The organism is Variovorax sp. J31P207 (assembly GCF_030316965.1).
Taxonomy (GTDB): Bacteria; Pseudomonadota; Gammaproteobacteria; order Burkholderiales; family Burkholderiaceae_C; genus Variovorax; species Variovorax ginsengisoli_B.
Genome location: NZ_JASZYN010000009.1, coordinates 37,255 through 50,133 on the forward strand (window position 1 = coordinate 37,255; position 12,879 = coordinate 50,133).

General features: G+C 66.5%; 12 protein-coding genes. All 12 read left to right on the forward strand.

What is annotated here, in order from left to right:
- Window position 1: 1 nt before the first annotated feature.
- A complete protein-coding gene (gene garD / locus QTI68_RS27190) occupies window positions 2–1,588 on the forward strand; it encodes a galactarate dehydratase (RefSeq protein WP_286526174.1) in 1,587 nt (528 codons plus the stop codon).
- A 106-nt stretch (window positions 1,589–1,694) separates the two neighbouring features.
- Complete coding sequence (locus QTI68_RS27195) at window positions 1,695–2,459, forward strand: SDR family NAD(P)-dependent oxidoreductase (protein WP_286526176.1); 765 nt, start codon at window positions 1,695–1,697, stop codon at window positions 2,457–2,459.
- A gap of 51 nt (window positions 2,460–2,510) precedes the next feature.
- Window positions 2,511–3,485, forward strand: coding sequence for a tripartite tricarboxylate transporter substrate binding protein (locus QTI68_RS27200; RefSeq protein WP_286526178.1), 975 nt, complete (start codon window positions 2,511–2,513; stop codon window positions 3,483–3,485).
- Window positions 3,486–3,510: 25 nt separating this feature from the next.
- Window positions 3,511–4,503 (forward strand): Bug family tripartite tricarboxylate transporter substrate binding protein, encoded by a 993-nt coding sequence (locus QTI68_RS27205; protein WP_286526181.1) that lies wholly within the window; start codon window positions 3,511–3,513, stop codon window positions 4,501–4,503.
- A gap of 148 nt (window positions 4,504–4,651) precedes the next feature.
- Entirely contained in the window at window positions 4,652–5,503 is an 852-nt protein-coding gene (gene asd / locus QTI68_RS27210) for an archaetidylserine decarboxylase (protein WP_286526183.1), read from the forward strand.
- Window positions 5,504–5,647: 144 nt separating this feature from the next.
- Window positions 5,648–5,974, forward strand: a complete 327-nt coding sequence (locus QTI68_RS27215; protein ID WP_286508103.1) for a winged helix-turn-helix transcriptional regulator — start codon at window positions 5,648–5,650, stop codon at window positions 5,972–5,974.
- A gap of 64 nt (window positions 5,975–6,038) precedes the next feature.
- On the forward strand, window positions 6,039–6,389 hold the full coding sequence (locus QTI68_RS27220) for an FKBP-type peptidyl-prolyl cis-trans isomerase (RefSeq protein ID WP_286508104.1): 351 nt from the start codon (window positions 6,039–6,041) through the stop codon (window positions 6,387–6,389).
- 219 nt (window positions 6,390–6,608) lie between these two features.
- Entirely contained in the window at window positions 6,609–7,175 is a 567-nt protein-coding gene (gene grpE / locus QTI68_RS27225) for a nucleotide exchange factor GrpE (protein WP_286526185.1), read from the forward strand.
- A gap of 106 nt (window positions 7,176–7,281) precedes the next feature.
- Window positions 7,282–9,219: a molecular chaperone DnaK gene (gene dnaK / locus QTI68_RS27230; protein ID WP_286526186.1), complete on the forward strand. Its 1,938-nt coding sequence runs from the start codon at window positions 7,282–7,284 to the stop codon at window positions 9,217–9,219.
- Window positions 9,220–9,311: 92 nt separating this feature from the next.
- The gene (dnaJ, locus tag QTI68_RS27235; protein WP_286526189.1) at window positions 9,312–10,451 is read left to right on the forward strand and encodes a molecular chaperone DnaJ; all 1,140 of its coding nucleotides are present in this window, start codon (window positions 9,312–9,314) and stop codon (window positions 10,449–10,451) included.
- Window positions 10,452–10,580: 129 nt separating this feature from the next.
- Window positions 10,581–10,913: a hypothetical protein gene (locus QTI68_RS27240; RefSeq protein ID WP_286526191.1), complete on the forward strand. Its 333-nt coding sequence runs from the start codon at window positions 10,581–10,583 to the stop codon at window positions 10,911–10,913.
- A gap of 19 nt (window positions 10,914–10,932) precedes the next feature.
- On the forward strand, window positions 10,933–12,855 hold the full coding sequence (locus QTI68_RS27245; RefSeq protein ID WP_286526450.1) for a PrkA family serine protein kinase: 1,923 nt from the start codon (window positions 10,933–10,935) through the stop codon (window positions 12,853–12,855).
- Window positions 12,856–12,879: the final 24 nt, after the last annotated feature.

A 12,879-nucleotide genomic window follows, 5' to 3' on the forward strand; every position in this document is an offset into this window, starting at 1 on the left:
CATGTCCGAAGCCGTCAAGCCACCGCTCACCATCCTCATGCACGCGCGCGACAACGTCGCGATCGTGGCCAACGACGGCGGCCTGGCGGCCGGCACCGTGTTCGCCTCGGGCCTCGTGCTGCGCGAGAAGGTGCCGCAGGCCCACAAGGTGGCGCTGGTCGACATCCCCGAGGGCGGCGTGGTGCGCCGCTACGACGTGCCGATCGGCTATGCCCTCAAGCCCATCCCGGCCGGCAGCTGGGTGCACGAGCGGCTCCTGAGGATGCCCGCCGCGCGCGAGCTCGACGGCCTGCCCATCGCCACCGTCAAGCCGCCCGCCATGCCCCCGCTCGAGGGCTACACCTTCGAGGGCTTTCGCAACCCCGACGGCTCGGTCGGCACCCGCAACATCCTGGCCATCACCCAGACCGTGCAGTGCGTGGCCGGCGTCACCGAGTTCGCGGTCCAGCGCATCAAGGCCGAGCTGCTGCCCCGGTTTCCCAACGTCGACGACGTGGTGGCGCTCGAACATTCCTATGGCTGCGGCGTGGCCATCGACGCCCCCGACGCCGTCATCCCGATCCGCACCCTGCGCAACATCAGCCTCAATCCGAACTTCGGCGGCGAGGTGATGGTCGTCAGCCTGGGCTGCGAGAAGCTGCAGCCCGAGCGGCTGATGCCCCCGGGCACCATTCCCCTGATCGACGAGCGCAACGTGGCCGATGTCGGCGACAGCGCCGACGCCAAGCTCGACGTGGTCTGCCTGCAGGACGAGGCCCATGTGGGCTTCATGTCGATGGTGGACTCGATCCTGCGCCAGGCCGAGGAGCACCTGGAGCGCCTGAACGACCGCCGCCGCGAGACCGTGCCGGCCAGCGAGCTGGTGGTCGGCGTGCAGTGCGGCGGCAGCGACGCCTTCTCGGGCGTCACGGCCAACCCGGCGGTGGGTTTCTGCACCGACTTGCTGGTGCGCGCCGGCGCCACCGTGATGTTCTCGGAGGTCACCGAGGTGCGCGACGGCATCGACCAGCTGACCTCGCGCGCGACCACCCCTGAGGTGGCCGAGGCGATGATCCGCGAGATGGCTTGGTACGACGCCTACCTCGAGCGCGGGCGGGTCGACCGCAGCGCCAACACCACGCCGGGCAACAAGAAGGGCGGCCTCTCGAACATCGTGGAGAAGGCGATGGGCTCGATCGTCAAGAGCGGCAGCGCGCCGATCTCGGGTGTGGTCGCGCCGGGCGAGAAGGCGCGCCAGAAGGGGCTGCTGTACGCCGCCACGCCGGCGAGCGACTTCATCTGCGGCACCTTGCAGCTGGCCGCGGGCATGAACCTGCACGTCTTCACCACCGGCCGCGGCACGCCCTACGGGCTGGCCGAGGTGCCGGTGATCAAGGTCGCCACGCGCAGCGACCTGGCGCGCCGCTGGCACGACCTGATGGACGTCAACGCCGGGCGCATCGCCGACGGCGAGGCCAGCATCGAGGAGGTGGGCTGGGAGCTGTTCAAGCTGATGCTCGATGTGGCCAGCGGCCGCAGGAAGACCTGGGCGGAGCAGTGGAAGCTGCACAACGCGCTGGTGCTTTTCAATCCGGCGCCGGTTACCTGAGACCTTGCGGGACAGACCAAGAAACTGCGCAGCAGTTTTTGCTCTGTCCTCAACTGATCAGATGCCTTCCGTCCCCAACTGACCACAGACAAGGAGAGCACGCACCATGGAAGACCTCAAGGGCCGCACTGCCCTCGTCACCGGCGCCAGCACCGGCATCGGCGCCGCAGTCGCCATCGCCTACGCAGCCCGCGGCATGCGCGTGGCCGTCCACTACAACAGCTCGACCGCGGCGGCAGAACAGGTCGTCGCCACCATCCAGGCCGCCGGCGGCGAGGCCTTCGCCCTGCAGGCCGACGTGCGCGACAGCGCCGCGATCCGCCGGGTGGTCGGCGAGGCCCGCGACCGGCTCGGCGCGATCGACGTGCTGGTGAACAACGCCGGCAGCCTGGTCAAGCGGCTGCCGATCGCCGACTTCGACGACGCCGTGTTCGACGAGGTGCTGCACATCAACGCGCGCTCGGTGCTCGCCTTCTGCCGCGAGGTGGTGCCGCTGATGCGCGCCCAGGGGCGCGGCGGCAGCATCGTCAACGTGTCGTCGATCGCGGCGCGCAACGGCGGCGGCCCGGGCGCCTATCTCTATGCCGGCGCCAAGGGCTTCGTCAGCACGGCGACGCGCGGCCTGGCGAAGGAACTGGCGCCCGACCGGATCCGGGTCAATGCCGTGTCGCCGGGCGTGATCCAGACGCCCTTCCACGACCGCTTCTCGACGCCGCAACTGCTCGAATCCTTCAAGGCCGCGATTCCGCTGGCCCGCATCGGCGCGCCGGACGACTGCGTCGGCGCCTTCCTGTACCTCGCTTCCGAGCAGCTGTCGGGCTACGTGACCGGACAGATCCTCGAGGTGAACGGCGGCCAGTACATGCCCTGAGGCCCCCACCGCCACCCGGGCGCACAGATCAACAACAACGGAGACACGCACTTGAACACCGCAACCCTGCGCGGCCTGGCCGCATTCACGGCCGCGGCCGCCCTGTCCCTGGGCCTGGCCGCCCCCGCCGCGGCGCAAAGCGACTTCCCCAACCACACCGTCGAGCTGCTCGTGCCCTACCAGCCCGGCGGCGGCACCGATGGCCTGGCGCGCACCTTCGCCGACGCCAGCCGCAAGCACATGGCGCAGAGCATGGTGATCATCAACCGCCCCGGCGCCGGCGGCGCGATCGGCTGGACCGAGGTGATCAACGCCAAGCCGGATGGCTACAAGCTCGCGGTGCTCACGGTCGAGCTGCTGACCTTGCCGCACCTGGGGCTGGCCAAGTTCAACTACGACGATTTCCAGCCGATCGCCCAGCTCAACGCCGACCCGGCCGCCATCACGGTCAAGGCCGACGCGCCGTGGAGCACGGTCGAGGAATTCCTCGCCGCCGCCAAGAAGGACCCCGAGGGCGTGCGGGTGGGCAATTCCGGCAATGGCTCGATCTGGCACCTGGCGGCCGCGGCCCTCGAAGACAAGACCGGCGCGAAGTTCAACCACATCCCGTTCCAGGGTGCCGCGCCCGCGGTGCTGGCGCTGCTCGGCGGCCACATCGAGGCCGTGGCCGTGAGCCCGGCCGAGGTCACGACCCACGTGCAGTCGGGCAAGCTCAAGATGCTGATGGTCATGGCCGACCAGCGGGTGAAAGGCTTCGAGAAGGTGCCGACCGCCAGAGAGCGCGGCATCGACCTCTCGATCGGCACCTGGCGCGGCCTCGGCGCCCCTAAAAACACCCCGCCCGAAGTGATGGCCAAGCTGCGCGAGATCACCGCCAAGACCGCCGCCGAGCCGATGATGCGCGAGGCCATGGAGAAGCAGAACCTGGGCTACGTCTACACCGACGGCGCGGCCTTCCAGCAGACCCTGGCGCGGGACAACGCCTATTACAAGAGCCTGATCGCCAAGCTCAACATCAAGCCCTGAGACCCAGGAAGCCGAAGGAGACCCCATGCAACGCCGCACCCTGATCCACACCGCCCTCGCCTCGCTCGCCGCCGGCCTGCCGGCCCTGCCCGCGCTGGCCCAGCCTTCCTGGCCGACCGGCAAGCCGATCACCTACCTGGTGCCGTTCCCGGCCGGCGGCACCACCGACCTGCTGGCCCGCCTGATCGCGCAGAAGCTCGGGCCGGCGCTGGGCACCAGCGTGATCATCGACAACAAGGGCGGCGCCGGCGGCAGCATCGGCTCGGAGGTCGCGGCGCGGGCGGCGCCGGATGGCTTCACGCTGCTGGGCGGCACCATCAGTTCGCACGCCATCAACGTCAGCCTCTACCCCAAGATCGGCTACGACCCGCAGAAGTCCTTCGCACCGGTGACGCTGATCGGCACCAATCCGGTGGTGCTGGTGGTCAACCAGGCGAGCCCGTACAAGACGCTGAAGGACCTGCTCGACGCCAGCCGCGCCAAGCCGGGCGGGCTGTCCTCGGCCTCGGCCGGCACCGGCACCTCGCAGCACCTGGCGCTGGAGCTGATGGCCTTCAAGTCGGGCGTCAAGTTCACGCACGTGCCCTACAAGGGCAGCGGCCCGGCGATCCAGGACGTGATCGGCGGTCAGGTCGACATGATGTTCGACACCACCGTGGTCGCAGGCCCGCATATACAAAGCGGCAAGCTGCGCGCCCTGGCCGTGACCTCGGCCAAGCGCCTGGCGTCGATGCCGAACGTGCCGACCGTGGCCGAATCGGGCATCCCGGGGCTGGCCGACTTCGAGGTGGTGTCCTGGCAGGCGATCTTCGTGCCGGCCGGCACGCCGGCGCCGATCGTCGATCGCCTGCACGACGAGATCCGCAAGATCCTGGCCCAGCCCGAGATGCAGGAGAAGCTGAAAGGCTTCGGCATGGAGCCGGCGGACATGACGACTGTCCAGATCGCGGCCTTCCAGAAGTCCGAAGTCGACAAATGGGCCCAAGTGATCAAGGCTGCAAACATCAAGGCCGAATAGCTGACCCCCACGCTCCCCCACTGCGTGTGGGTCGCTGCCCCCCAAGGGGGCCGCAGGCCGCCTTGGGGCGGCCCGGCGTCGGCCTTGTCCTGCGAAACGCAAGCAGGGCGGTCGATAGAATCGCCTACCGTTTTCCTGGGATTTCGCCTTGTCCGACCGCCTGCCCGTTCTGCCCCAATACCTGTTCCCCAAGCAGGCGCTGACCTCCTTCGCCGGCTGGGTGGCGGGCAAGGAACGCGGGTCGGTCACGACCTGGATCATCCGCCGCTTCGTCGCCAAGTACGGCGTCGACATGGGCGAGGCGCTGGCCAGCGACATCGCGAGCTACCGCAGCTTCAACGACTTCTTCACCCGCGCCCTCAAGCCCGGCGCGCGGCCGATCGCCGCCGCCGACCTGGTCTCGCCGGTGGATGGCGCGATCAGCCAGTTCGGCGCCATCGAGGGCGACCAGATCTTCCAGGCCAAGGGCCACCGCTACTCCACCACCGCGCTGGTCGGCGGCGACGCCGCCCTGGCGGCCCGATTCGCGCACGGCAGCTTCGCCACGCTCTACCTGAGCCCGAAGGACTACCACCGCATCCACATGCCCTGCGACGCTCGGCTGCTGCGCATGATCTATGTGCCGGGCGACCTGTTTTCGGTCAACCCGACCACCGCGCGCGGCGTGCCCGGCCTGTTCGCACGCAACGAGCGCGTGGTGTGCGTGTTCGAGACCGCGCGCGGCCCCTTCGTCCTGGTGCTGGTGGGCGCCACCATCGTCGGCAGCATGGCCACCGTCTGGCACGGCGTGGTCAATCCGCCGCGCGGCGGCGAGGTGCGCGAATGGCGCTACGACGACCAGCAGGTCGTGCTGCGCCAAGGCGAGGAAATGGGGCGCTTCCTGCTCGGCTCCACGGTGGTGATGCTGTTTCCGGCACCGCCGCTGGCCTTCACGCCCGCGTGGGCGCCGGGGCGGCCGGTGCGGCTCGGCGAAGCCATGGCCGAATACCGGGCAGACTGAAGCCGCGATCCCGCGAGCCGCAGCCGGCTTGTGGATACAGCTATAAAACTTGTAGCAGAGCGCCATCTGGGATATAGTCCTCGCCCGATTCCGGGTGCTCCCAGACCCACACAAGAACCACGGCGCCCCGAGGAGATGAAATCGATGAGCAGCAAGGAAAACGCGGCCGTCAGCCAATTGCTGGCGCTGCTGGAAGCCCGCTATGCGCTGCGCGTCCTCTGGGCCCTCCGGGACGGCCACGCCCAGACCTTCCGCCTGCTGCAGGACAGCGTCGGCAGCATCACGCCGAACACCCTGAACACCCGCATCAAGGAACTTCGCGAAGCCGGCCTCGTGAACCACGGCAGCGAAGGCTACAGCCTGACCCTGAGCGGCCAGGACCTGCTCAAGCGGCTGTCGGACCTGCAGGCCTTTGCGGGCAAGTGGCAGCAGACCCAGGTCAAGAAGACGGCGCCGCCGCCGACGCCGTAGCCGCTTGCCAGGTCGTTAAACTGCGCGGTTTTCCAACCTTTTCCAAATCCTGAAGGAGCGCACCATGCCCACCACTTCCTCCGGCCTGCAGTACGAAGACACCACGGTCGGCGAAGGCGCCGAAGCCAAGGCCGGCCACCACGTGCATGTGCACTACACGGGCTGGCTCTACAACGACGGCGTCCAGGGCGCCAAGTTCGACTCCAGCCGCGACCGCAACGACCCCTTCGCCTTCTCGCTCGGCGCCGGCCAGGTCATCAAGGGCTGGGACGAAGGCGTCGCCGGCATGAAGATCGGCGGCAAGCGCACCCTGATCATCCCGGCGGCGCTGGGCTACGGCGCCCGCGGCGCCGGCGGCGTGATCCCGCCGAACGCGACCCTCAAGTTCGACGTCGAACTGCTCGACGCGCACTGACTGGCCCCCACGCTCCTCACTGCGTGTGTCGCTGCCCCCCGAGGGGGCCGCAAGCCGCCTTGGGGCGGCCCGGCGCCGGCTTCATCCCCGGCGCTCCCTCAGTCCCCAGAATGCGCCTTCGGGCGCATTTTTTGTCTTGAAAACCACCTGGACAGCCCCAAATGGCTGGCTATTGTTCGTTTTTCACTGAATTCCGGCATGGCAGCCGGCTTTTTGAGCATGTCTGACCCGCAAAACACCCCCATTCATCCCGACACCCTGCAAGGCGAGCCCAGCCCCGAAGAGCTCGAGGCCGCCCAGGCGGCCAACGAGGCCGACGCGCTGGCGGCGGCCCAGGCCGAGATCGCCGCGCTGCAGGCCAAGAATGCCGACCTCGCCGACCAGTTCCTGCGCGCCCAGGCCGACGTCCAGAACGCCCGCCGCCGGGCCGACGACGAGATCACCAAGGGCCGCAAGTTCGCGATCGAAGGCTTTGCCGAGAGCCTGCTGCCGGTGCTCGACAGCCTCGAAGCCGGGCTGGCGATCCCCGACGCCACGGTCGAGCACCTGCGCGAAGGCACCGAAGCCACCCTGCGCCAGCTGAAGAGCGCCCTCGAGCGCAACAAGGTGATCGAGATCGCGCCCCCGGCCGGCAGCAAGTTCGACCCGCACCAGCACCAGGCCATCTCGGTCGTGCCGGTGCCGGGCCAGGAGCCCAACACCATCGCCAGCGTCCTCCAGAAGGGCTACACGATCGCCGAGCGCGTGCTGCGCCCGGCCCTGGTGACGGTCAGCAGCCCGGGTTGAGAAACCACAAGAAACCCACAGGAAATCCCCGTCCCATCCCTTGAATCGACGCGGGTTATCCACAAGTTCACAACAACTTAATTTTCGAAAGTCCAGGAGAAAAAACATGGCCAAAATCATCGGTATCGACCTCGGCACCACCAACTCGTGCGTGTCGATCATGGAAGGCAACACCACGCGAGTGATCGAGAACTCGGAAGGCGCGCGCACGACGCCTTCGATCGTGGCCTACCAGGAAGACGGCGAAGTACTGGTCGGTGCCTCCGCCAAGCGCCAGGCGGTCACCAACCCCAAGAACACGATCTACGCCGTGAAGCGCCTGATCGGCCGCAAGTTCGAGGAAAAGGAAGTCCAGAAGGACATCGACCTGATGCCCTACAGCATCACCAAGGCCGACAACGGCGACGCCTGGGTCGAAGTGCGCGGCAAGAAGCTCGCACCGCAGCAGATCAGCGCCGAGATCCTGCGCAAGATGAAGAAGACCGCCGAAGACTACCTCGGCGAGCCGGTCACCGAGGCCGTGATCACGGTGCCCGCCTACTTCAACGACAGCCAGCGCCAAGCCACCAAGGACGCCGGCCGCATCGCCGGCCTCGACGTCAAGCGCATCATCAACGAACCGACGGCGGCGGCGCTGGCCTTCGGCCTCGACAAGCAGGACAAGCGCGACCGCAAGATCGCCGTCTACGACCTCGGCGGCGGCACCTTCGACATTTCGATCATCGAGATCGCCGACGTCGACGGCGAAAAACAGTTCGAAGTGCTGTCGACCAACGGCGACACCTTCCTGGGCGGCGAGGACTTCGACCAGCGCATCATCGACTACATCATTTCCGAGTTCAAGAAGGACCAGGGCGTCGACCTGAGCAAGGACGTGCTGGCCCTGCAGCGCCTCAAGGAAGCCGCCGAAAAGGCCAAGATCGAGCTGTCGAACGGCGCCGCCACCGACATCAACCTGCCCTACGTCACCGCCGATGCCTCGGGCCCGAAGCACCTGAACATCAAGCTCACCCGCGCCAAGCTCGAAAGCCTGGTCGACGAGCTGATCGAGCGCACCATCGCCCCCTGCCGCACCGCCATCAAGGATGCCGGCGTCAGCGTGACCGACATCAGCGACGTGATCCTGGTCGGCGGCATGACCCGCATGCCCAAGGTGCAGGAAAAGGTCAAGGAGTTCTTCGGCAAGGAGCCGCGCAAGGACGTCAACCCCGATGAAGCCGTGGCCGTCGGCGCCGCCATCCAGGGCCAGGTGCTGTCGGGCGACCGCAAGGACGTGCTGCTGCTGGACGTCACCCCACTGTCGCTCGGCATCGAGACGATGGGCGGCGTGATGACCAAGATGATCACCAAGAACACCACGATCCCGACCAAGTTCGCGCAGACCTTCTCGACCGCGGAAGACAACCAGCCGGCCGTGACGATCAAGGTGTTCCAGGGCGAGCGCGAGATCGCCTCGGGCAACAAGCTGCTCGGCGAATTCAACCTCGAGGGCATCCCGCCGGCCTCGCGCGGCACGCCCCAGATCGAGGTCAGCTTCGACATCGACGCCAACGGCATCCTGCACGTCGGCGCCAAGGACAAGGGCACCGGCAAGGAAAACAAGATCACCATCAAGGCGAATTCGGGCCTGTCCGAGGACGAGATCCAGAAGATGGTCAAGGACGCCGAGCTGAACGCGGCCGACGACAAGAAGAAGGTCGAGCTGGCCCAGGCCCGCAACCAGGGCGAAGCCATGGTGCACAGCGTCAAGAAATCGCTCGGCGAGCACGGCGCCAGCCTGGACGCCGGCGAGAAGGAAAAGATCGAAGCCGCGATCAAGGACGTGGAAGAAGCCCTGAAGGGCGACGACAAGGCCGCGATCGACGACAAGACCAACACGCTGATGACCGCCAGCCAGAAGCTCGGCGAGAAGATGTACGCCGACGCGCAGGCGGCCGCCGGCGCGGCCGGTGCCGCGGCAGGCGGCGCTGGCCCGGAAGCTGCAAGCGCCCCGGCGGACGACAACGTGGTCGACGCCGAGGTCAAGGAAGTCAAGAAGGGCTGATCTTCACACCCTGAACGAGGCTGGACCCCCTGGCAAGGCGGTCCGGCCTTTTCCGCTTTCTGCCCCCCGATTTCGCCACCGACCCCCCGACCATGGCCACCAAACGCGACTACTACGAAACCCTCGGCGTTCCCAAGAACGCGAGCGAGGAGGAAATCAAGAAGGCTTATCGCAAGCTTGCGATGAAGCACCACCCCGACCGCAACCACGGCGACACCGGCAAGGAATCCGAGGCCAAGTTCAAGGAGGTCAAGGAAGCCTACGAAATGCTGTCGGACAGCCAGAAGCGGGCCGCCTACGACCAGTACGGGCACGCCGGCGTCGACCCGAACATGCGCGGCGGCCCGGGCGCGGAGGGCTTCGGCGGCTTCGCCGAGGCCTTCGGCGACATCTTCGGCGACGTCTTTGGCGGCGCCCGGGGCGGTCGCCAGGGCGGCGGGCGGCAGGTGTTCCGCGGCAGCGACCTCAGCTACGCGATGGAAGTCACGCTCGAGGAAGCGGCCGAGGGCAAGGACGCCCAGATCCGGATCCCGAGCTGGGACGACTGCGACACCTGCAAGGGCTCCGGCGCCAAGCCCGGCACCAAGCCGATCACCTGCACCACCTGCCACGGCCAGGGCGCGGTCCAGATGCGCCAGGGCTTCTTCAGCGTCCAGCAGACCTGCCCGACCTGCCACGGCTCGGGCAAGATCATTCCCGAGCCCTGCGCGACCTGCCACGGCCAGGGCAAGATCAAGAACAACAAGACGCTCGAAGTCAAGATCCCGGCGGGCATCGACGACGGCATGCGCATCCGCAGCACCGGCAACGGCGAGCCCGGCACCAACGGCGGCCCGCCCGGCGACCTCTATATAGAGATCAGGCTCAAGAAGCACGAGTTGTTCGAGCGCGACGGCGACGACCTGCATTGCGTGGTCCCGGTCAGCATCACCACGGCGGCGCTCGGCGGCGAGATCAACGTGCCGACGCTCAAGGGCGCGGCGGCGATCGACATCCCCGACGGCACCCAGAGCGGCAAGCAGTTCCGGCTGCGCGGCAAGGGCATCAAGGGCGTGCGCTCGAGCTACCCGGGCGACCTGTACTGCCATGTGCGGGTCGAGACCCCGGTCAAGCTGACCGAGCACCAGCGCAAGCTCATGAAGGAGCTCGACGAGTCGCTCAAGAAGGGCGGCGACAAGCACAGCCCGACCGACAAGGGCTGGTTCGACAAAGCCAAGGAATTCTTCAGCTAGCGCATTGCGCCGGCAGCGCCGACCGGCGCACCGGCGCCGGCAATATCCAAGCGGCCTTCGGGCCGCTTTTTTGTTGTCCGCGTATTCCTGTAGGCGCCGGCGGCGCGACCGGCGTTGGATCGGAAACAGATGATCCCGGCACCTGCACCCAACCTACAAGCCCTGGCGAAGCCGGCCCACGGCCGTGCCGTGCACGAATCGCCGCATGCTCGTAGCATGTGTTCGGTGGCTGCTGCAGCCGGAGGCGGTTTCGCCAATTGCTGCCGCTTTCCGCTGGAACTTTTTTGCAACGATCAAATTCTTATTTCAAAAGCAATTTGCTCGAAGCGTCGTTTGTTCTATGCTTTGAACAAGTTCATGCCCGAGGGTTTTTTCCACAGCGTGCACACATCACCTGGCACCATTCCTGCGAAGAACGATGCGACGTGTGCGGCACGGATTTCCCGGGCAGCGCCCGGCTGACTCGATGGAGGTGTCTATGGTGGATGTCATCAGCAACTTCGCAGCGCGATATGAGCGCACGCGCGAAGAGGTCTTGTCCCTTCAGGAATACCTGGAGATCTGCAAACGGGAGCCTCTGGCCTACGCCACGGCCGCCGAGCGGATGCTCAAGGCGATCGGCGAGCCCGAACTGGTGGACACGCGCAACGACCCCCGGCTCTCGCGCATCTTCGCCAACAAGGTCATCAAGATCTACCCGGCCTTCCGCGAGTTCTACGGCATGGAAGACGCCATCGAGCAGGTGGTGTCCTACTTCCGCCACGGCGCCCAGGGGCTGGAAGAAAAGAAGCAGATCCTGTATCTGCTGGGCCCGGTCGGCGGCGGCAAGAGCTCGATCGCCGAGCGCCTGAAGCAGCTCATGGAGCACGTGCCCTTCTATTCGATCAAGGGCTCGCCCGTGAACGAAACCCCGCTGGGCCTGTTCGACGCGGCCGAGGACGGCGAGATCCTCGAAAAGGAATACGGCATTCCGAGGCGCTACCTGCAACGGATCCTGTCGCCCTGGGCGGTCAAGCGGCTCGAAGAGTTCGGCGGCGACATCCGCCAGTTCCAGGTCGTCAAGCGCTACCCCTCGGTGCTGCGCCAGATCGCGGTCGCCAAGACCGAGCCGGGCGACGAGAACAACCAGGACATCTCCTCGCTGGTCGGCAAGATCGACATCCGCAAGCTCGAGGACTACGCGCAGGACGACCCGGACGCCTATGCCTACTCGGGCGGCCTGTGCTTGGCGAACCAGGGCCTGCTGGAGTTCGTGGAAATGTTCAAGGCGCCGATCAAGGTGCTGCACCCGCTGCTGACCGCCACCCAGGAAGGCAACTTCAAGGGCACCGAAGGCTTCGGCGCCATCCCGTTCGACGGCATCGTGCTGGCGCACAGCAACGAAAGCGAATGGAAGGCCTTCCGCAACAACAAGAACAACGAGGCCTTCCTCGACCGGATCTACATCGTCAAGGTGCCCTACTGCCTGCGGGTCTCCGAGGAGATCAAAATCTACGAGAAGCTGGTGCGCAACTCGTCGCTCTCGGCGGCGCCCTGCGCGCCTGGAACCTTGCGCATGATGGCCCAGTTCTCGGTGCTCACGCGGCTCAAGGAACCCGAGAACTCCAGCATCTTCAGCAAGATGCAGATCTACGACGGCGACAACCTCAAGGACACCGACCCCAAGGCCAAGTCGATGCAGGAGTACCGCGACTACGCGGGTGTCGACGAAGGCATGAGCGGGACCTCGACCCGCTTCGCCTTCAAGATCATCTCGAAGGTCTTCAACTTCGACAGCAGCGAGGTGGCGGCCAATCCGGTGCACCTGATGTACGTGCTCGAACAGCAGATCGAGCGCGAGCAGTTCGCGCCCGAGACCGAGCAGAAGTACCTCTCGTACATCAAGGAGCTGATGGCGCCGCGCTATGCGGAATTCATCGGCAAGGAGATCCAGACCGCGTACCTGGAAAGCTACTCGGAGTACGGCCAGAACATCTTCGACCGCTACGTCACCTACGCCGACTACTGGATCCAGGACCAGGAGTACCGCGACCAGGACACCGGCGAGGTCTTCGACCGCGGCTCGCTCAACGCCGAGCTCGAGAAGATCGAGAAGCCCGCGGGCATCAGCAACCCGAAGGACTTCCGCAACGAGATCGTCAACTTCGTGCTGCGCGCGCGGGCCGGCAACGCGGGCAAGAACCCGCTGTGGACCAGCTACGAGAAGCTGCGCACCGTGATCGAGAAGAAGATGTTCTCGAACACCGAGGAACTGCTGCCGGTCATCAGCTTCAACGCCAAGAGCAGCGCCGACGAGATGAAGAAGCACGAAGACTTCGTCAACCGCATGGTCCAGAAGGGCTATACGGCCAAGCAGGTCCGCCTGCTGTGCGAGTGGTATTTGCGGGTTCGCAAGAGTTCATGATGAACTGAAGGAGTTCTGTCCGTG